Annotated in this window: 20 protein-coding genes; 5 read left to right on the top strand and 15 right to left on the bottom strand. The window is 43.3% G+C overall.

Going from position 1 to position 19647, the window contains the following annotated elements:
• Nucleotides 1-42 precede the first annotated feature (42 nt).
• Genes BM100_RS03315 through BM100_RS03325 form a run of 3 tightly spaced genes read left to right on the top strand, consistent with a single transcriptional unit; the run spans nucleotide 43 to nucleotide 3860 of the window.
• On the top strand, nucleotides 43-1464 hold the full coding sequence (locus tag BM100_RS03315; RefSeq protein ID WP_092507940.1) for an MBOAT family O-acyltransferase: 1422 nt from the start codon (nucleotides 43-45) through the stop codon (nucleotides 1462-1464).
• Nucleotides 1451-2617 (top strand): SGNH/GDSL hydrolase family protein, encoded by a 1167-nt coding sequence (locus BM100_RS03320; RefSeq protein WP_092507942.1) that lies wholly within the window; start codon nucleotides 1451-1453, stop codon nucleotides 2615-2617. The genes BM100_RS03315 and BM100_RS03320 overlap by 14 nt, the downstream gene beginning before the upstream one ends.
• Nucleotides 2604-3860 (top strand): SGNH/GDSL hydrolase family protein, encoded by a 1257-nt coding sequence (locus tag BM100_RS03325; RefSeq protein WP_092507944.1) that lies wholly within the window; start codon nucleotides 2604-2606, stop codon nucleotides 3858-3860. Before BM100_RS03320 ends, BM100_RS03325 begins: the two co-directional genes overlap by 14 nt.
• Before the next feature lie 113 nt (nucleotides 3861-3973).
• Here the strand turns inward: BM100_RS03325 and gntU are convergent, their stop codons facing one another.
• From gntU to BM100_RS03390, 15 genes are all read right to left on the bottom strand, one after another.
• On the bottom strand, nucleotides 3974-5311 hold the full coding sequence (gene gntU / locus BM100_RS03330; protein ID WP_092507946.1) for a gluconate transporter: 1338 nt from the start codon (nucleotides 5309-5311) through the stop codon (nucleotides 3974-3976).
• A complete protein-coding gene (gene gntK / locus BM100_RS03335) occupies nucleotides 5308-5868 on the bottom strand; it encodes a gluconokinase (RefSeq protein ID WP_092507948.1) in 561 nt (186 codons plus the stop codon). The genes gntU and gntK overlap by 4 nt, the downstream gene beginning before the upstream one ends.
• Before the next feature lie 690 nt (nucleotides 5869-6558).
• Nucleotides 6559-7341, bottom strand: a complete 783-nt coding sequence (locus tag BM100_RS03340; protein ID WP_092507950.1) for a hypothetical protein — start codon at nucleotides 7339-7341, stop codon at nucleotides 6559-6561.
• An 85-nt stretch (nucleotides 7342-7426) separates the two neighbouring features.
• Complete coding sequence (locus BM100_RS23935) at nucleotides 7427-7642, bottom strand: hypothetical protein (protein ID WP_338066819.1); 216 nt, start codon at nucleotides 7640-7642, stop codon at nucleotides 7427-7429.
• A 14-nt stretch (nucleotides 7643-7656) separates the two neighbouring features.
• Nucleotides 7657-8208 (bottom strand): hypothetical protein, encoded by a 552-nt coding sequence (locus BM100_RS03345; RefSeq protein ID WP_338066820.1) that lies wholly within the window; start codon nucleotides 8206-8208, stop codon nucleotides 7657-7659.
• Nucleotides 8189-8563 (bottom strand): hypothetical protein, encoded by a 375-nt coding sequence (locus tag BM100_RS03350; RefSeq protein WP_175494904.1) that lies wholly within the window; start codon nucleotides 8561-8563, stop codon nucleotides 8189-8191. Before BM100_RS03350 ends, BM100_RS03345 begins: the two co-directional genes overlap by 20 nt.
• A 253-nt stretch (nucleotides 8564-8816) precedes the next feature.
• Entirely contained in the window at nucleotides 8817-9245 is a 429-nt protein-coding gene (locus BM100_RS03355; RefSeq protein ID WP_092507952.1) for a hypothetical protein, read from the bottom strand.
• Between the two features lie 341 nt (nucleotides 9246-9586).
• A complete protein-coding gene (locus BM100_RS22455; protein WP_139216926.1) occupies nucleotides 9587-9910 on the bottom strand; it encodes a hypothetical protein in 324 nt (107 codons plus the stop codon).
• Between the two features lie 83 nt (nucleotides 9911-9993).
• The gene (gene gntR / locus BM100_RS03360) at nucleotides 9994-10989 is read right to left on the bottom strand and encodes a gluconate operon transcriptional repressor GntR (RefSeq protein ID WP_092508470.1); all 996 of its coding nucleotides are present in this window, start codon (nucleotides 10987-10989) and stop codon (nucleotides 9994-9996) included.
• Between the two features lie 148 nt (nucleotides 10990-11137).
• Complete coding sequence (locus BM100_RS03365) at nucleotides 11138-12109, bottom strand: LacI family DNA-binding transcriptional regulator (RefSeq protein WP_092507954.1); 972 nt, start codon at nucleotides 12107-12109, stop codon at nucleotides 11138-11140.
• A 67-nt stretch (nucleotides 12110-12176) separates the two neighbouring features.
• Nucleotides 12177-13484 (bottom strand): 6-phospho-beta-glucosidase, encoded by a 1308-nt coding sequence (locus tag BM100_RS03370; protein WP_092507956.1) that lies wholly within the window; start codon nucleotides 13482-13484, stop codon nucleotides 12177-12179.
• Nucleotides 13485-13497: 13 nt separating this feature from the next.
• Entirely contained in the window at nucleotides 13498-13860 is a 363-nt protein-coding gene (locus BM100_RS03375; RefSeq protein WP_092507958.1) for a PTS lactose/cellobiose transporter subunit IIA, read from the bottom strand.
• A 20-nt stretch (nucleotides 13861-13880) separates the two neighbouring features.
• On the bottom strand, nucleotides 13881-15194 hold the full coding sequence (locus BM100_RS03380) for a PTS sugar transporter subunit IIC (RefSeq protein ID WP_092507960.1): 1314 nt from the start codon (nucleotides 15192-15194) through the stop codon (nucleotides 13881-13883).
• A gap of 24 nt (nucleotides 15195-15218) precedes the next feature.
• Entirely contained in the window at nucleotides 15219-15524 is a 306-nt protein-coding gene (locus BM100_RS03385) for a PTS sugar transporter subunit IIB (protein ID WP_092507962.1), read from the bottom strand.
• Nucleotides 15525-15815: 291 nt separating this feature from the next.
• Nucleotides 15816-15998, bottom strand: coding sequence for a hypothetical protein (locus BM100_RS03390; RefSeq protein ID WP_092507964.1), 183 nt, complete (start codon nucleotides 15996-15998; stop codon nucleotides 15816-15818).
• 696 nt (nucleotides 15999-16694) lie between these two features.
• Here BM100_RS03390 and speC point away from each other — a divergent pair.
• Nucleotides 16695-18857, top strand: a complete 2163-nt coding sequence (speC, locus tag BM100_RS03400; RefSeq protein ID WP_092508472.1) for an ornithine decarboxylase — start codon at nucleotides 16695-16697, stop codon at nucleotides 18855-18857.
• Between the two features lie 104 nt (nucleotides 18858-18961).
• Nucleotides 18962-19399: a bleomycin resistance protein gene (locus BM100_RS03405; RefSeq protein WP_244590589.1), complete on the top strand. Its 438-nt coding sequence runs from the start codon at nucleotides 18962-18964 to the stop codon at nucleotides 19397-19399.
• The last annotated feature ends 248 nt before the right edge of the window (nucleotides 19400-19647 follow it).

Here is a 19647-nt window from a genome sequence, read left to right on the forward strand (position 1 = left end):
GCATTTCTTTTCCCAACAATAAATGGTTAGCCAGAGCCTAATATGAATTTCTTTTCTTTTGAGTTTCTAGGATCGTTTGTTATTCTGCTACTTGTCTACTGGCTTTTACAGAAAGCGCCCAAGCTACAGAATGGCCTATTGATTTTAGTTAGTTATTTATTTGTATACTCTTTTTCAGCCAATTTCGCCTACATTTTATTCAGCTATACCCTGTTTATTTACTTTTTAACGAATATTTTCAGCCGTTATTTATCCAATAAGATCATATTTACGATCTTAACAATCGGTATTCTCGGCTGTTTTACCACCTTCAAATATTACTCTTTTTTCCAGGAGTCAATTCAGCAATCATTAGCCAGCATTGGCATTATTGTTGAATTGCCTGTACTTGAATTCCTGATACCGTTGGGTTTGTCATTCTATGCATTCCATTCGGTCAGCTATGTCGTCTCTGTGTGCAAAAAAGAACTGCCGACCGCTTCATTGCCTGATGTCATTTTGTATCTTTGCTTTTTTCCCAGTATTGTTGCCGGGCCAATTAATCGAGCCAAAGATTTTTTACCGCAAATTCAGGCTTCATCCAGAATAATGCTGGAACCGTTGAGAGCACTATTATTAATTGCATTCGCTATCATAAAGCTCTTTTTACTCAGCGCTACGCTGTCTGAGAATTTTGTCAATCCGGTTTTTGAAGATCCTTCCAGCTACCACGCCGGGCAAGTGCTCATCGCGATTTATGCTTATGCATGGAACATTTATTTTAACTTTTCCGGCTATACCGACCTCGTTACGGGCATCGCCCTGTTATTAGGTTTCAAAGTACCGCGCAATTTCGATGCCCCTTACCTTGCCGAAAATTTACAGGTATTTTGGCGGCGCTGGCATATCAGCCTGTCAACGTTTATCCGTGATTACGTTTACATTCCTCTGGGCGGCAATAAAAAAGGCATTTTCCGCAAGAATATGAATATGTTCATGGCTATGGTTATTTCAGGGTTATGGCATGGCGCTGGTCTCAGCTTTATTATCTGGGGAGCCATTCATGGCTTGGGCTTAATTCTGCAAAACATTAAAAATGCCCTGTTCCCTGCTGGAAAAAAACACAATGAGTTAACAGCAAAAAACCCTATCGCACTATTTTTATCCCGTGTAGTGACGTTCCATTTTGTCTGCCTTGCATGGGTCTTCTTCCGCAGCCCAACTTTTAATGATGCTTTGGCGGTATTAACTCAACTATTCTCCGGTGAGGTTTTTACTGCCCTGTTATCCAGCAGCTCGTTATTAATCGCTTTCTGGGCATTTTTTATCGCTTATCCATGGCTGGTCAATCTCAGAAATAAAATTGAAAAAAATCACGATCAGATTTCTTGGGCTTACTACCCCATTCCCTTAGCTCTGATACTGACTTTGGTATTTATTTTATCCCCTTCAGGAATGCCAGGATTTATCTATGCCAACTTCTGAATATATCTCTAATCTTAAAAAAGTCGGACAAGTCATTTTTGTCGTTATTTTAACCACCGTGATGCTTGTCTGGCTGAATCAAAACTCGTTGGATAATTTCTGGCAACAGAAATATCATCGCAATAGCCCTTGGACATTCCTCAAAGGAGAGCCTTTGTGGGATTTAGGCCATAATGTGCAACAAGGCTCGACTGCGGCTGGCGAGATATTTATGGCCTATGCGAAGGGGACATATCAGGATAATCCCGTACACGCCATGCAAATACAGTCTATGCAAGCGCAAGATACCAATAATGATAACAGCCGGATGGTATTTCACCCTGGTTTTCAGATAGGCCTGCGCTTTCTGGAGGGGTATGTGCACCCCATCGAAAATCTTTCTGTTACATTTCCTGAGCTGCTGCAAAAGGATATTAAGCTCGCTCAAGCGCCTTCGTATCAAAATGATTTAATCCAAAGTACCCATATTGATGTCATTCAAAAGACGCATATCAATCTGGGCACCAAAGATAAAGTTTTATTTGTCGGCGATTCGATGATGCAAGGCGTTGCCCCATTATTAAAACGTCGTCTTTCTCAGGAATATGGCATTTCCAGCATTAATTTAAGCAAACAAAGCACAGGGTTGTCTTACCCCAGTTTTTTTGATTGGCCGAAGACCATCAGCAATACTTTAAAAACACATACTGACATTAAGTTAATCGTGGTGTTTTTGGGGCCGAACGACCCATGGGATATGCCGGCAAAACGCGGTGGGCCTTATTTGAAATTTTCCAGTGATGGCTGGGAAACAGTTTACCGCCAGCGAATTGAAACTATTTTGCAGGAAGCGCGTCAAAATCAGGTAGATGTTATTTGGGTGGGGCCACCCAATATGCGCAAGAAAAAACTCTCCAGCAGTATGGCTTACCTCAATAAACTGTATGAGACAGAGGTGGCAAGAATGGGAGAGATCTATGTTTCTGTTAATGATATGTTCAAATATCAGTCAGATAATTATTCCGACTATATTGGTGATGGCAGCAGCACGATAAAACTTCGAAGTGGCGACGGCATTCATTTCAGTTTGAAAGGGCAGCAGACCATCTCAAATCATCTATTTTCATTGATCCAATTTATTCAGGAGCCAGTTAAAGAAGATGCAACCATTTAGCATACTCCGTGGGTTTTACCGGATAATGGGTGCAGGTCTGGTCATCGCGCTCTCGGTGAGCCTGTTATCATGTCATGGGAAAAAAACCAAACCCTCATCGGAGCGCCAAGTCACGCAAACCCAGCGCCAGCAACAACTGACGAATTTTGGCGATCCCAATTTTGCGTTATTAGCCGATAAACTCCGTCACAGAGACACTCGCCAGATTCATTTTGTGCAACTGGGGGATTCTCACACCGCAGCCGATTTTTTTACCGGCAAATTGCGCAATTTATTGCAGGGTCGTTACGGCGATGCCGGCCCGGGTTTTATCCCCCCCATGAACATTCCCGGCCAGCGCCATGACATCATGAAATTTGCCGAAGATAAAACCGGTTGGTGGCTTTCAAGCAGCCGGAAAGACAATCGGGCAGATTATCCACTGGGGGGATTTATTGCCACGCCAGAGAGCGCCAACAGCAAGATACAGTTATATTCTCCTTCTGCCCATGGCAAATATTGGGTCAGTGCCCTCTATCAGTCTCATGAAGCGACGACAATCAAAGCACAGTCTGCTTCAACACAAGTTTGGCCGTTGCCTGCAACAAACAGTGAATGGCGTTTCTCGCCAGAGCAGAGTGTCCGTTTCCCAGTCACTATTTTTCTACAAGAACGTTTTCCACAAGAACGTCTTCCACAAGAGAGCCAATTGAAAATCGGTGGCTGGCTGATAAAACGCCAAAGCCCCGGCATCATGCTATCTACACTGGGGATTAATGGGGCTACCATCAATATGCTGGATAAATGGCAGCCGCAATGGGTTGATACATTGGCCCAATTGAAGCCGGATATGGTGATCCTCGCTTACGGTACTAATGAAGCCTTTAACGAATCGCTGGATTTAGCGACTTATCAGAAAGAACTGACAGCCAAAGTACAAAACATTCGTAAGGCAATTCCCGAAGCCGTGATTTTGTTAATCGGGCCAAATGATTCACTGAAAAATAAAGCCACAGGAAACTGTAGCGAACAGCAATCAACTTTGCTCAGTGACGTTATTCAAGTTCAGCAGGACGTGGCCAAAAAACAACATACTCTGTTTTGGGATTGGCGGGCATTTATGGGTGGGCCATGCTCCATCAAGGGGTGGGAACAACAAAATCTCGCACGCCCTGATTACATTCACTTGTCAGCAGCAGGTTATGAACGCAGTGCCGAAGCCCTTTATAAGCAGTTTACGGGGTTAGTGGAAAAATGGGATTAGCAGAAAAATAAGGTTAACGCTGTTGGTATAACTGAACATAAACAAGGCACCTTAATCCACTCATTAAAGTCAATTAAGGTGCCGCTAGCATCATCTTGGGAAGGATGGCAGCATCACAGCATTGCGAAATAAATCATGCCAACAATTGCGCCAGTGGTGCCAAGAATGGTTTCCATCATTGTCCATGTCTTCAAGGTTTGCACTTCTGTCGCACCGGTAAATTTACCGAACAACCAAAAGCCAGAATCGTTCACATGGCTGAGAACCAAAGAACCACCAGCGATACATACTGACAACGCAGCCATTTGTGCTCCGGAATAACCCAGTTCACTGATTACCGGCAATACCAAGCCCACCGTCGTCAAACATGCAACAGTGGCTGAACCTTGGATCATGCGTACTGCCCCTGCCAGAATAAAACACGCCAGTGCGATTGGCAGGCCGGCATCAACAAGTGAGTTACCCAAAGCCGGCCCGACGCCGGAATCAATCAGCACTTGTTTGAATACGCCACCAGCCCCTGTTACCAGCAAGATAATGCCCGCAGGTTGAATTGCCGCGGAGCAGACATCCATCACTTTCTCTTTGCTTATCCCACGACGGATAGCCAAACCATAAATGGCCACCAGACATGCGATCAAAATAGCAGTGAAAGGGTGCCCAATGAATTCCAGCCATTGATACAGAGCAGAACTATGTTCAACAAAACGGGCGCCAATGGTTTTCAATCCCACCAATACGAGCGGGAATAAAATCAGTGCCAGACTGAAACCAAAGGAAGGCATCTGATTTTTACCAATGCTTGGTGTACTGAGATCTTTCGGCAAATCCAATGTGACATATTTACTGATAAAGTTGCCGTATATCGGGCCTGCCAGTAACATGCCGGGAATTGCGGCACTCAGGCCAATCAGGATCATCCAGCCAAAATCGGCTCCCATCTGGGAAGCCAGCATCATGGGTGTTGGCCCCGGAACCAAAAACGCGGCCGCAGCTGCAACTCCGGCAAATAAAGGAATGGCTAATTTTACGACATTGCCATTGGTGCGACGCGCCACGGCAAATACCACCCCAATCAACAGAACAACGGCTACATCGAAAAACAACGGCAAGGCACAGATTAGCCCAGCAATACCCAGAGCATAGTTCGCCCGTTTTTCACCAAAACCGCCCAATAGCTTGACCGCGATTTGGTCGAGGGCACCTGTTTCATGCAAGATCTTGCCAAACATTGCCCCCAATGCCACAACAACCGCAAGAAAACCCAATGTGCCTGCCATACCGTTTTGTATGGTCTGGGTGATTTTTTCCAGCGGCATTCCTGAAAAAATTCCGGCCCCCATAGAAACCAGCATCAGGGCGATAAAGGCGTGCATTCTGGCTTTCATCACCAGAAACAGCAATAAAAGAACAGAGCCGACGGCAGTCAGAACGAGAGTTAATGTACTCATTGGTGTTCCTCACTAATACTGTCAGTAGGTTTAATCGTATGTTCGATGACTTGAATTGTCTTTTTGATGACTTCGTCAAGCGCAGGCTGGATATCAATGTGCTGAACATCTTTTTCATCGCTGCCGGGTTCTTCCAGCGTTTCGAATTGCGAAATCAGCATTTGTGGTTTGAAAAAGTGCCCCTTGCGCACTTTCAGGCGATCCTCAATTAAATCAATATCACCTTTCATATAGAGAAATGACAGATTGCTGTTGCCTTCACGCAGCATATCCCGATAGCTTTTTTTCAACGCGGAACACACAAGCAAAGAAACATGATTAGTGCGCTGCATGGCGAAAATGGCATCATTAAGTGCTTTCAGCCACGGGCGGCGATCATCATCATTTAAGGCATGTCCTTGTGCCATCTTTGTAATATTGGCGCGGGGATGCAGAAAGTCGCCATCCAGAAATGCAGCGCCTAACTCACGGGCAACACCACTGGCAACCGCAGACTTACCGCTACCGGATACCCCCATCAATACAAAAACATGGTTTAACTGCTGGGTATCGCTCATATCAAACTCCTTTATGTCAACCTTACAGCTTGGCTATCTCTATAAATTAACTGAAAATTTCAGTAACAAAACCGTTCCCAGATACAGTACCTAAAAACAGTTTCCGGATACATAGTTACAGATGTTACTGCAATAAGTTACCGGTAACATATCAGTAGCTCAGGAAGGCGAGCAATCAGTCAATATGGACAAAAAAGGAAAATGTGAGGCTTATCGCAATTGAAGGTAGGGAAGTATCATTTTGAGCTACAATATTTAAACAATTTCACTATCAACTAATCCGTGTATTAACTAATTCATATGTGGCTATTTCTGTATATCCATATCTGCCCCCTATCCGCAGTTTTTCTGTAAGCGTACGGAGAACTTCTTCAATTATGCTATGGCTTGTCTGGATGAGTTATGCCAACCCGTGCCGGATCTGGCAAAGCTGCCAAACAGTCAGTTCAGGTTTTTTCTGCTGTTCAGCTATGTCCAGCCACTCGGCTTGAATAAACCGGTATTGTTTCATGCGAGTTTTCTTATAAACAAAGCAAGCAGGGAGGATAATGCACTTTTATTGCATAGCAATTTCATGAGTATTTTTCTTGTGTCGCTCAAGAGCACATTTCAATAATTTATCTTGGTTATCGAATTTAATCTGACAGGCACTAAATCAAAGTGGGCGGCTGTCAGATTAAGTCTGAATGACTATTTTTTAGTCTTCTTGCCATTTTTTGATTCAAGAATACGCATTAATTTATCAAAGTCTGGGCTTACATCGCCATTGTATATGATTGTTCCGTTAGGATAGGTCAGTGAGGTATCTGCACCCTGTTTTTTCCTTCCTTGCCAATGAGATAAAAAGTTTTTTTCATATAAGACATTAAGATGAATTTTTCTACCATTATTCATTTTATAGGTCATAACATCATATTTTCCTACCAAATTAAATGATTTACTCCCCCCCCCTAAGAACCTCTCGCTCAGTAAAGGAAATAGGGTAATGTCTTCATTTAAATCACCTGTTTTTTTTATATACCCACCATCGAATACTTGTGGTGCATTACCATCGATAACAAATGTCGTATCAAATCCAAAATTCTTTTTAATAAGAGGCGCAATGGTTGACGTATCTTTCAGCTTCACTTCGAAAGTAATATTACTCAGTTTCCAATCACACTTCCCCCCTCCCTCCTTAGGGACACTGACCTCAACTTGATTTGACTGACCAATGGATAGCGGGTAAGTGGCATGATGAAAACCCGGCACAAAATACGACTTCATATTCGCGGTTCGGCGTTCTTTGCGGCAAATTTTAGAACGATACATGGCTGAAATGGGTAAGGCCTCTAACTCATCAGGGATCGTTGCCGTAAAATGAATATGCTCGCCATCAATCGGTGGAGAGAATGATCCGCTTTGCGCGCATCCTTGTATGAAAAACACAGCAAGTAGGGAGGATAATGCGCTTTTATTCCATAGCAATTTCATGGGTGTCTTCCTTATATCTCTCAACCGAATTTAATCTGACAGGCACTAAATCGAAGTGGGCGGCTGTCAGATTAAGTCTGAATGATTATTTCTTAGTCTGCTTGCCATTTTTTGATTCAAGAATACGCATTAATTTATCAAAGTCTGGATTTACATCGCCATTGTATATTATTGTTCCGTCAGGATAGGTCAGTGAGGTATCTGCACCCTGTTTTTTCCTTCCTTGCCAATGAGATAAAAAGTTTTTTTCATATAAGACATTAAGATGAATTTTTCTACCATTATTCATTTTATAGGTCATAACATCATATTTTCCTACCAAATTAAATGATTTACTCCCCCCCCTAAGAACCTCTCGCTCAGTAAAGGAAATAGGGTAATGTCTTCATTTAAATCACCTGTTTTTTTTATATACCCACCATCGAATACTTGTGGTGCATTACCATCGATAACAAATGTCGTATCAAATCCAAAATTCTTTTTAATAAGAGGCGCAATGGTTGACGTATCTTTCAGCTTCACTTCGAAAGTAATATTACTCAGTTTCCAATCACACTTTCCTCCCCCCTCCTTAGGGACATTGACCTCAACTTGATTTGACTGACCAATGGATAGCGGGTAAGTGGCATGATGAAAATCCGGCACAAAATACGACTTCATATTCGCGGTTCGGCGTTCTTTGCGGCAAATTTTAGAACGATACATGGCTGAAATGGGTAAGGCCTCCAACTCATCAGGAAGCGTTGCCGTAAAATGAATATTCTCGCCATTAATCGGTGGAGAAAATGAGCCGCTTTGCGCACATCCTTGTATGAAAAACACAGCAAGCAGGGAGGGTAATGCGCTTTTATTCCATAGCAATTTCATGGGTGATTTCCTTGTATCGCTCAAGAGCGTGTTTCAATAATTCATCTTGGCTAACATTTTGTGTAAAAACATCGTGTAGTTTATTTTCGAGTGCCATAAAGGCGGTGTTACGTTTTGCATTCAGTGGAGAGGCATCTTGATGATGTATTATTTTATCAAATGCCCCCCTTGAAGTTATTAGCTTAGGCGTTTTCGTTGGCGCTAAGAAACTGAGTAATTGATTGTTTATAATGGCTTGATATTGGCTGCCCATAAAGTGGTCTGTTGCTGTCGTAATAATCGTATCTAAATCAGGATTATTCCATTGTGGGAATATTCCATCGATAACAGACCTATCTCCCTTTAATGAGCCCACATATTCCTGATGCTCATTTTATAACCTAAACTTCCAGTGCATATTTGAGTGCTTAAAGTCGCTCTCAGACGTTTTTACGAGGTTAAACGGGCTACTTTAGCAGTAAACGTAAATACACCTTGCTTATCACCTTTTACACGAAGAATGCCATGGAATCGTTTAACAGTGTTACCCGGCATTCTACCAAAAGCGGCTGATCTTCCCTACCGATGGCGCTGTATACAAGGTGATTTAGCTGGCAATTACCCGTGCATTATTTCCAAATGCAGTCTTTTATTTCTTCGTCATAAGCACTCATATTTTCCTCAAAATCCACTGGTTTCCCTTTTTTATTTATATAAGTGAAACCATAGTATCTTGCTCCCTGTGAAATAACCGTATATGAACCATTTAATTGCCCTTGAATTATTTCATTCCATACAGTTGTATACTGATAAGGTCTATCCTCAGATAATATTTCATAATTCTCTTTAACCAAAAAAATCGGTATAGATATATGTGAATTTTCATACTTAACATAACCAATTCTAGCATTATCTTTTTTTGAATAAATATCAACCAACTTCAGATTTATTGGTTTTTTACCATAGGAAGTAAAACAACCGATATCAATAGACCATTCAGAGGCATAAGTATTAATAGATAATGTAGCCAGCATCAAAAAAATAATATTTTTATACATTTTAGTTTCCTCTTCTCACTTCACCTTGTCTTCCTGCTTCAGCACTTCTTCTTTCTCTACCTTCTCTCCCTGCTTCACCTCTTCTTCTTTCTACCCCACCTCTCAAAGCTGCGATTCTCTCGTTTATATAATTGGAAACATCACGATTTTTTATTCAGTACATTTTTGCATTTAACTGCCGCTCAGTTCTAAAAGGATTAGTAGTAATCAATTCCAGTACTCTTTCATAACCTCTTAAAGCTTCATCACTGTCCTTCGTTATTCCTTGGCGTGTTCTTATATTAGGATCATGCCAAAGACCCCATGCGAAAGCATAAATTTTATAATTGTAGATAGAACTACTAGTAAATTCGAATCTGTCTGTTATAAAACCAAAATGCAGATAATACACTATGTGGCGGAGACAATAATTTATCTCTATCTTGGGCAGAAGAAGTTACATTTTCACCAATATAATTATCATAATTTCTATTGGTGCTCTCAAATGTTATTTGTATTAGTCCTCGACCATACCAAGGATTATATGATTTGTTTTCTCTTCCTATTTCTTTCGTAAATTGCAATCTACCACTTTCATGGCACACTTGTGCTAAAAAATGGGCTTTACCTCGACATGTAGTAATACCAAACCTATTAAAACCCTGATTAAATGCTTCTAGTTTCACTCAGGATCAGCTCCCCCGCCAGCATTAGGCGAGGGCTTACGGGGTGTATGGAATGAAGATATATCAGGTAGGAGTATTTGGTGTTAAATGCTTTCGCCCAGTGAGAGAGTAAAACCAACATCAATTTGTGTGCGTTCCGGTTTTTCGCCCTTCAAGCGGTTCAGCAACGCTTCTGCCGCCTTGCGTCCCATCAAATCACGGGGAGTCAGTACACTGGCGAGTTTGGGTGTCATTACCTGCCCGATATCATGACCGTGGAAACCTGCTACCGCAATTTCTTCCGGCACCTTAATTCCCTGACGCTGACACTCAAAAATTGCGCCGATAGCAATGTCATCATTTGTACAGAACAAGCCATCGACGTCAGGGTATTTCTGGCAGGTTTCCCGTAAAAGCTGGGCACCCAATGAATAGGATGAACTGGAAAGCGTCATCATTTTTCTTGGGCGCATCCCGGCACTGCGCATTGCCGTTTCAAATCCTTCCAGACGGATTAACGTCCGCTCATCATGTCGGGCACCAAGGTAAACGATATTCCGGCAACCCCGCTCTATCATGGCCAAGGTCATCTGGCGTGCCGCTTCAAAATTATCGATCCCCACCGCAATATCAAGGCACGGCGATACACTGTCCATCAGCTCCACAACAGGGATCCCCGTTGTTTGCAATACTTTCAGGGTTTTGGGAGTATGCGTCCGCTCCGCCAAAATCAAACCATCAATATTGTAAGAAAGCAGTGAAAGTAAGCGTTCCTCTTCTTTCTGGGCTGAATAACCGTAGTGAGCAAGCATGGTCTGATATCCGCTGCTGTCTGTCACATGCTCTATCCCACGAATCACTTCGGCAAAAACCTGATTGGTCAGTGAAGGCAGCAAAACGCCGATTGCACGGCTGGTAGAATTAGAAAGGATATCCGGCACTCGGTTGGGAATGTAGCCTAGCTGTTCTACAGCTTCAGCTATGCGTTTCCCCAGAGCTTCAGAAACCTGTTCAGGATTACGTAAAAAGCGGCTAACCGTCATTTTTGTAACCCCAACGAGGTTTGCAACATCTTGTAAGGCTGGGCGTTTTTTCTTCATTTTCAATGCACTACAATCAATTTTCGAAACAAGCAGAGGAATAACACGCGGTTTTAACATATTTCTACACTATAACAACATGCTTTTTGGCAAAAAATGCCACCCCTCTCTCATCTCATTTACCGACAATTTTTAAAACTGTGATGATTTACGCATGACGGAGTGAATCCCGATAAATAATTCGCGGGGTAAATTCAGGGTGCTGCGCATCAGGATCAAGCAGCAGATTCACGGCAAAACGCGCCATTTCCGTGATGGGAAAATGGACACTGGTCAATGCCGGATGGATAAATGCAGCTCTTTCCCCGCTGTCATAACAAATAATGGAAATATCTTCCGGCACAGTCAAACCCTGCTCCGTGATCGCCAGCAAAGCCCCAAGCGCCATTTCTTCACTACAAAAAAACAGGGCATCAGGTTGCGATGTTGCCAGAATTGTACGGGTATGCTGATAACCACTTTGCAGATCGTACTCCCCAGCTAAACAGGCGGTAGGTTGCAATCCGGCATCTTGCATGGCATCCAAAAAGCCTTGCCGGCGCTGTTGGCTTGGGTTGCGGGCTAAAGGGCCGCTGACACAGGCAATGCGCCGATGCCCATGTTCTATCAAGGTTTGGGTTGCAAGGTAACTGGCTCTGTGGTGATCAAACACAACACAACGCTGTTCCAATCCCGCAACCCACCGATCCAGCAGAACAAAAGCGTGCCCGTCTTGAGCCAGTTGCCGTAATTTATCATCGCTCACCGAACGAACATGCAAAATCAGCCCATTGCAACGCAGGCTATGCAAATGACTGATTGCCTGCGACTCATTTTCTGCGCTGTCCTTTCCCTGTGTAACCAAAAGTGGCTTACCATGCCGTTCTGCTTCTGTCTGAATGCTATCCATCAAAGCGCCGAAAAAGCCACCGCGATAAGATGTTGTTACCAGCCCCAACGTATTGCCCTGGCTGGAAGCAAGCTCACGCGCTGCAAGATTGGGGCGGTAACCCAGCTCAACAATCGCTCTTTCCACTTTAGCGCGCGTTGCTTCCCGCACTTTTTTATCGCCATTGACAACCCGCGATACCGTGGCGCGGGAAACGCCAGCGTAAGCAGCCACATCTTCCAGTGTTACCATGCTTTTTCCTTCATTACCTTCTCCTTATTGCCTTTTCCTTATAGGCACCGATGGAAGCATGCCTGTTTTACTGAAACTGTGGCAAATACATTTGATTGATATCCAGCACCTCATTTAACAATGTCGAGTCCAGTGCTGCATCCGCAACCAGAGGATGGCTCACCAGCGCCAGTAATGCCGCCTTGCGATCACCATGAACTGCGGCTTCAATCGTTAAACGTTCAAAGGCTTTCACTTGTTGTGTCAACGCCAGCATGCTTTCCGGCAAATGGCCAAATACCAACGGATGAGCGCCCTGCGCATCCACAATACAGTTAGTTTCAATGACTGCATCATCGGGTAAACCATGAATTGTCCCACGGTTCGGCGTGTTCACCACCAATTGAGTGCCAAGATTATTATGAATGGCAGAGATCAACTCCAATGCAACCTCCGAGTAAAAAGAGCCTCCCCGAAAGCTTAATTGTTCCGGTTTGTGATCCAGTGACGGATCTGCATACAACTCGAATAATTGCCGCTCGACTTGCATAACTTGTTCTGCCCGTGTGCCTTTGCTCGCGGCACTCTCCCTTTCCTCCTGCAACATTTTGCCGGTCTGGTAAAAATAACGGTGATAAGGGCAAGGGATCGCACCCAATGCCCGCAAAAATTCCGGCGGCCAAGGCTCTTCCCTGATATTGTTCATTGTTAGCTCGGCACCATTGCACAGCAGCTCCAACACCTGTGCTGTTTCATCTTTACCATTCACCAATACCTGATGTGCCCAAACCATATGATTCAGACCCGCAAAACGCAGTTGTACATCCTGATAAGGGCGCTGCAACATATTGGCTATCATATGGTGCATAGAGATGGGAACATTGCACAGACCGATAATCTTGGCCTTGCTATAACGAGATACCGCTTCAGTAACTATTCCTGCCGGATTGGTGAAGTTGATGATCCATGCATCGGGAGCAAGACGCTCGACTTTGCGCGCAATCTCCAGCAAAACTGGAATAGTGCGCAATGCCTTGGCAAAGCCACCCACTCCGGTTGTCTCTTGTCCCAGCAAACCATATTTCAATCCCAGACGCTCATCCGCAGCACGGGCAGGAAGCTGCCCCACACGCAATTGAGTGAGGACAAAACTGGCTCCACGGATAGCCTCATCCAAGGCGTAATGCACATTGACCGCAACATGTTGCAAACCTTGTTTGTCTAACATTCTCCGCGTAAGCCCGGCAATGATTTCCACTTTTTCCCGTCCGGCTTCCACATCCACCAGCGCCAATTCAGACAATGGGATCATTTGGCTGCGCTGGATAATGCCTTCCACTAACTCAGGTGTATAGCTACTGCCACCGCCAATTACCGCAATTTTGATCGATTGCATATAAACCTCACTTTCACACAGTCTGGCACTCAGGTGCCGGCAAACGCTGATAAAGATCAATCATGTTATTGGCAAGATCTTGAATCACCATCGCATTCATCAAGTGATCTTGGGCATGAACCGTGATCAAATTAATGGGCAACTTTCCGCATCCTTCATCCAGCCCAATCAGCTTCGTCTGAATAATATGGGCTGCACGGGCCGCTTCGCGGGACTCTTTCATCAACACTTCCGCCTGTTGAAAATTTCCCTCTTTTGCCTGCTGTAATGCCATTAATGCACTACTGCGTGCGCTGCCGGCATGAACCAGCAACTCAATTATTTGCTGTTCAAAATCTGGTTCTTCAAAATTTTGTGCTGCAACATCAGTAGACATGCTTCATTCCCCTTCTTACATTACGGGCGCGCCGCAGATTCAGATGGCCCTTTAGCTTGCTGCTCTTCAGCCAAAAGCTGCTTTTCATACACCTTGAAAAAGGGGTACCAAATCAGCAAATCAATCACCATCAACAACCCAACCAATACAAAGGCACGATAATCCCAAGCAGCAGAAATCAGCGCGCCGATGGGAGCTGGCGCCGTCCACGGGGCGATAGCAACCATCTTATGCACCAGATCCAGATGCAACGCGCCATACGCCAGTACCGCATTGACCAATGGCACAAGCAGCAGCGGAATTAATAACGTCGGGTTCATCACTATCGGAGAGCCGAACAGCAAGGGTTCATTGATGTTAAACATGGCGGGCACCACACTTAATTTCCCGATAGTTTTCAGGTGAATCGAGCGGCTGCGCAAATAGAGGAATGCCAATACCAGTGTCGAACCTGATCCACCGATACAGACATAAAAAGACCAATAAGGCGCGGTCAAAATCTGGGTGGTCGCCATTCCCTCTGTCATTAAAGCGGCATTGGCGGCGATATTGGCCATAAAGATAGGATTAAGCAGCCCCGTGACAATGTTGTCACCATGAATACCGGCAAACCACAATAAATTAGCGACCAGCACCAACAACATAATGGCGGGCAGAGTATCCCCGACGGCGATCAATGGCTGGAATAACTGCATCACTGCGGCGGGCAGCAACAGGTTAAATTCACTCTGCAAAAATAAGCTGATGGGATAAACCGTCAATAAAATACCGATAACGGGATACAGCAGCTCAAAAGAGCGGGCGATGGCGGGCGGAACCTGAGAAGGCATACGGATGGTGATATTGTATTTCTTCAACAACCGAATCAATTCTACCGACCAAATTGCACAGATCAGTGCGGTAAAAACGCCTGCTCCCCCGAGAAAATCAAGCGGCATTTTATTTTCAACCTGCGGGGCTGCGGCCAGCAAAAATGCCATCAAGGATAACAGCGCAGAAGTCAGCCCATCCAACCCATAAGATTTTGCCAGACTATAAGCGGTACCGATGGAGACAAAAACGCTCATCAATCCCATCGTCATAAAAAAGGGCATCGTAATTGTTGCCCAGTGTTTTTTGGCAAACATCAGCCAGAGCTGACCAAAAGAAGATGAAGTTTGGGCATCAAATGGAGGGTTTGCCACAATCAGCATAATACTGCCGATAATCAGAAACGGCATGGCAGAAATAAAACCATCGCGTATCGCAATAATATGTCGTTGGCTGCCTATTTTTCCTGCCACTGGGGCCACATGTTTTTCTACAATATGTATCAGAGAGGCGTAAAGACTCATAAATAGACTCCGTCTGATGAGAAATTATTCCAACAGGCTCAAGGCATGTTCCAGCACCTTATCTCCCCGAAGCGCACCATAATCCAACATATCAATCAAACTGATGGGCTTGCCCAATGGCTCCGCCAACTCAGTAAAGCGGGCAAGTTCATACCTGATTTGCGGCCCCAGTAAAATCACATCAGCTTCATGAATACACGACTCCAGCTCCAGCGCGGGTACTGCTTTGATCGCCACATTTAAATCCCGTTTTTCGGCTTCCGATTGCATACGCTGTACCAACATGCTGGTGGACATCCCCGCAGCACAACACAATAAAATGGTTTTCATAATTTTGTTCTCTTTGTTCTTTGTTGTTGCTCTGTACCATTTATTTAAGAAATTAGTTATCTGAGAAATTAATTATTTTAAAAATTAACTTACTTAAACAACCAAATGAGAGCGCTCTCATTTAACCTTAAGGCTAACAGGTTATTTTACGATTGCTGCGATAGAGGTCTCAAAACGCGATAAGGAAAAACGAGTGATAAGAGTGAAATGCGATCTGCATCTTATAAATTTCTAGCGACATCGGGACAGCAATGTATCAACACGCTGAACAACCATAAATAGCGGCTTGTTTTATTCAAAATAGCCTTGCTTTGCTAAACCAATAATATGAACTTTAATATATAAAACTTTCGGATACCGCAGTGCGATTTTATTCCAGACAAGATGAAAATTATTTTCAGGAATGTTTGGATTATCATTTAATTTGATGATTTTTCCATTTTTCAATCCTTCCTCACATAAGTATTCCGGCAAAACACTCCAACCACAATTATCACTTATGATTTTTTCAATTGACCTGAGTTCAAAAATAGTGACAAAAGCAAAACCTTCTCACCAATCCTCATAAGCATAGGTAACCGTATGTTGATAAAAACCGTGGCAGGGATGAATCAGTACAATCAACAACGCTGCAACATGAAAAATGGCAGATATATATCCTATTAACTCCACGTTTCAGGAAGCAACGTATTATCATCCCGCGTATCGGGATGATAATACATGCACCTTGAAGTATGACGCGTATAAACTGAATAAATATAAAATTAAAATAATTATCATTTAATAATGTAATGGCTTCTTATTTTCTTGGCACACATTTATTAGTAAAAATGCAGAGACAACGATTTATTTTTCTTACTCCTACTTTTCAGGGAAGAGAAATAAATGAAAACTCGAATGAATTCATCAGAGATGGCTTCCCAAAAGACACCGATTCTAATAAGGTATCAGAGCTGGAGGTTAATCTTATCGACTGGTTAAATACCCAATTTCGTAAAACACAGGGTTACAATATAGGGTTGAAAAGCACCGAATCAATTAGTTAAAGGGAAGCCAAAAATCGAATAGTTATAATGCTTCGTTATTTATTAATAAGTAATCACTCTTTTTAAAAAAAGAAATTTTAGTAACACAATAATTAAATTAATATAGTACAAACACATTAATATGATAAAAAAATTTAATATTGCTTACAGCAATGATACTGCTCATTTTTTTAATAGCGAAAGAACAAGCACCCACATTAAAGAAACGAATTTTACCGATGTTTCAGCTATCGTTATTTCATTGGAGGATGCATTAAATGGTGAATTAGAACGTATTGAAGAAACACAGTATCCGCTTCCCATTTATCTTATTCTGCCTAAAAATAAACCATTACCCGGGCACCTTCTGCCACGAATCACTGGGGTATTCCAATCCGAAAAAGGCCATGAAGATCTCTATGGGCAACAATTGGATACGGCGGCAGAAAAATATGAAAAGAGTCTGCTCCCGCCATTTTTTGGTGCAATGACCCAATATCTCACACAAGCGAATAATGCTTTTGATTGCCCGGGGCATCAAGGGGGACGATTTTTTCAACGCCACCCTGCCGGAATGCAATTTTTCAATCATTTTGGTGAAACCTTGTTTCGCTCTGATCTCTGTAACGCTGATGCTTTCATGGGGGATTTGCTCATTCATGAAGGCGTTCCCTGCGATGCCCAGAAAAATGCCGCCAAAGTCTTTAATGCCGACAAAACCTATTTTGTTCTCAACGGGACGTCTTCTTCCAACAGAGTTGTCCTGAATGCACTGCTCACTCCCGGAGATTTGGTTCTTTTTGACCGAAATAATCATAAATCTAACCATGTCGGCGCGCTTATTCAGTCAGAGGCAACACCAATTTATTTGGAAACGGCTCGCAATCCCTTTGGGCTGATGGGTGGAATTGACGCCCATTGCTTTGAAGAAAATTATTTACGCCATCTCATACAGGAGGTCGCCCCAGAACGCAGCACTGCAAAACGCCCTTTCCGCCTGGCCGTCATCCAATTAGTCACTTATGACGGTGTTGTTTATAACGCCAGACAAATCGTGGAGAAAATCGGGCACTTATGTGATTACATTTTGTTTGATTCCGCATGGTTGGGCTATGAGCAATTCATTCCCATGATGGCCGATTGTTCACCCCTTATGCTGGATCTCAATGAAAACGACCCGGGGATCATGGTTACCCAATCTGTTCATAAGCAACAGGCAGGTTTATCCCAGGCCTCTCAAATTCACAAAAAAGATAGGCATATAAAGGGGCAATCTCGTTACGTCAATCATAAACGTTTCAATCATTCTTTTACGTCCCATGCTTCCACCAGCCCATTTTATCCCCTCTTTGCCTCTCTTGATGTCAATGCCAAAATGCTCGAAGGAAAAAATGGCGTAAAAATGTGGATGGAGTGTGTGAAGGTCGCCATTGAAGCCAGAAAATTAATTGCCCAACAGTGCGAATATATTAAGCCGTTTATGCCTGATTTGATTGAGGGGCGTCCGTGGACTGACTACGATACCGATGAAATCGCCAATGATCTGCGCTTTTTTAATTTTGTACCAAATGAACAGTGGCACGCATTTGACGGTTATACCAACCAGCAATATTTTTTGGATCCTTGCAAACTCTTGCTCGTCACTCCGGGCATTAATATCAGCACCGGAGAATATGACGAGTTTGGGGTTCCTGCCACCGTGCTGGCCTATTTTTTGCGTGAAAATGGCATCATTCCGGAAAAAGATGATCTGAACTCCATTTTATTTCTCCTGACCCCGGCGGCTGACAACGCTAAAATTGGGCACCTTATCTCTCTGCTCATTCAGTTTGAACAACATCTGAAACAAGATTCCGCCTTGGAAACGGTTTTCCCCTCACTTTGTCATTCTTATCCAACGCGTTATCAGGGCCAGACTATCCGACAGTTATGCCAACAAATGCATGATCTTGCCATTCAGTACGATGTTAAACAGCTACAAAAAGAAATGTTCCGCAAAGCGCATTTTCCTAAAGTTGCCATGAGCCCCTATCAAGCCAATCTTGAATTAGTCCGTGGCAACGTTGAATTGGTCGCACTGCGAGACAGTGAAGGTTTGATCGCGGCAGATGGTGCAGTCCCTTATCCTCCGGGTGTTTGTTGTATTGTTCCCGGTGAAATTTGGGGAGATGCCGTATTGCGCTATTTTCTTATGCAGGAAGAACGCATCAATCAATTTCCGGGCTTCAAACAAGAATTACAGGGTGTTTATCCTCAGAAAGATCAAGATGGGCGTACTCGGATTTATGGCTATATGGTTAAATCATGAAGTGCAGGCCAGAGTAATATTTCTCCGGATTTCAAGATTCAGCCAACAAAGCTGCATCTTGAAAAACGACAGATATAACCAGAATAATGATGAAGGAACATACGATGAGCATTGAGACTACAGAGACCACATACTGGAATCGCATGGTGCCTGAGCTGACAGTGACTGACTTCGCGGCTTCACTCGATTTTTATCAGCGAATATTAGGGTTCGAAATTTCAATTCGACGCGAAGATCCGGATTTTGTCTATTTAAGTTTAGGTGAAGCACAATTGATGCTGGAAGCATTTCAACCCGACGGCTGGAATACAGGGGAACTTACCCACCCTTTCGGCCGCGGCATTAATTTACAAATTGAAGTCGATGATGTCGCACCCATTCTGGAAAATTTGCGGGCTAACAAAATTGAGCTTTATCGTTCATTGCAGGACAATTATTACGATATAGGTGATAACAAGATCTGCCAAAGAGAGTTCCTTGTTCAAGATCCGGATGGTTATTTGCTTCGGTTCAGCCAATATATCGAAAACAAAACAGATTAACGTCCATAACAGATCATGTTTACTGTTTCGTCATTTTTGATGGAACAGTAACCACTCATAAATAATATTTTATCAATTCACCGTCTTATTTGCGTTAATGCAAAAAAACACAGCTAAAAATCCTTTCCAAAATCCATTCTATTTTCTGTGCCGAAAGCGTATCAAATCAAAAAGTAATCACCAAATTAAATGATAAGCGTTACTAACTGATTATCAAGCAGAAATCCATCTATTTTGACGAAAAAACG

The organism is Xenorhabdus mauleonii, from assembly GCF_900113945.1.
GTDB lineage: Bacteria > Pseudomonadota > Gammaproteobacteria > Enterobacterales > Enterobacteriaceae > Xenorhabdus > Xenorhabdus mauleonii.

What these genes read in the sequence shown, in the direction of transcription:
- BM100_RS03405 (WP_244590589.1), top strand. Translation starts at nt 18,962, where the DNA reads ATGAGCATTGAGACTACAGAGACCACATACTGGAATCGCATGGTGCCT.
- BM100_RS03340 (WP_092507950.1), bottom strand. Translation starts at nt 7,341, where the DNA reads ATGAAATTGCTATGGAATAAAAGCGCATTATCCTCCCTACTTGCTGTG.
- BM100_RS23935 (WP_338066819.1), bottom strand. Translation starts at nt 7,642, where the DNA reads ATGACCTATAAAATGAATAATGGTAGAAAAATTCATCTTAATGTCTTA.
- BM100_RS03345 (WP_338066820.1), bottom strand. Translation starts at nt 8,208, where the DNA reads ATGAAATTGCTATGGAATAAAAGCGCATTACCCTCCCTGCTTGCTGTG.
- gntU (WP_092507946.1), bottom strand. Translation starts at nt 5,311, where the DNA reads ATGAGTACATTAACTCTCGTTCTGACTGCCGTCGGCTCTGTTCTTTTA.
- BM100_RS03380 (WP_092507960.1), bottom strand. Translation starts at nt 15,194, where the DNA reads ATGAGTCTTTACGCCTCTCTGATACATATTGTAGAAAAACATGTGGCC.
- BM100_RS03365 (WP_092507954.1), bottom strand. Translation starts at nt 12,109, where the DNA reads ATGGTAACACTGGAAGATGTGGCTGCTTACGCTGGCGTTTCCCGCGCC.
- gntR (WP_092508470.1), bottom strand. Translation starts at nt 10,989, where the DNA reads ATGAAGAAAAAACGCCCAGCCTTACAAGATGTTGCAAACCTCGTTGGG.
- BM100_RS03385 (WP_092507962.1), bottom strand. Translation starts at nt 15,524, where the DNA reads ATGAAAACCATTTTATTGTGTTGTGCTGCGGGGATGTCCACCAGCATG.
- BM100_RS03320 (WP_092507942.1), top strand. Translation starts at nt 1,451, where the DNA reads ATGCCAACTTCTGAATATATCTCTAATCTTAAAAAAGTCGGACAAGTC.
- BM100_RS03315 (WP_092507940.1), top strand. Translation starts at nt 43, where the DNA reads ATGAATTTCTTTTCTTTTGAGTTTCTAGGATCGTTTGTTATTCTGCTA.
- BM100_RS03375 (WP_092507958.1), bottom strand. Translation starts at nt 13,860, where the DNA reads ATGTCTACTGATGTTGCAGCACAAAATTTTGAAGAACCAGATTTTGAA.
- BM100_RS03370 (WP_092507956.1), bottom strand. Translation starts at nt 13,484, where the DNA reads ATGCAATCGATCAAAATTGCGGTAATTGGCGGTGGCAGTAGCTATACA.
- gntK (WP_092507948.1), bottom strand. Translation starts at nt 5,868, where the DNA reads ATGAGCGATACCCAGCAGTTAAACCATGTTTTTGTATTGATGGGGGTA.
- BM100_RS03325 (WP_092507944.1), top strand. Translation starts at nt 2,604, where the DNA reads ATGCAACCATTTAGCATACTCCGTGGGTTTTACCGGATAATGGGTGCA.
- BM100_RS03355 (WP_092507952.1), bottom strand. Translation starts at nt 9,245, where the DNA reads ATGTATAAAAATATTATTTTTTTGATGCTGGCTACATTATCTATTAAT.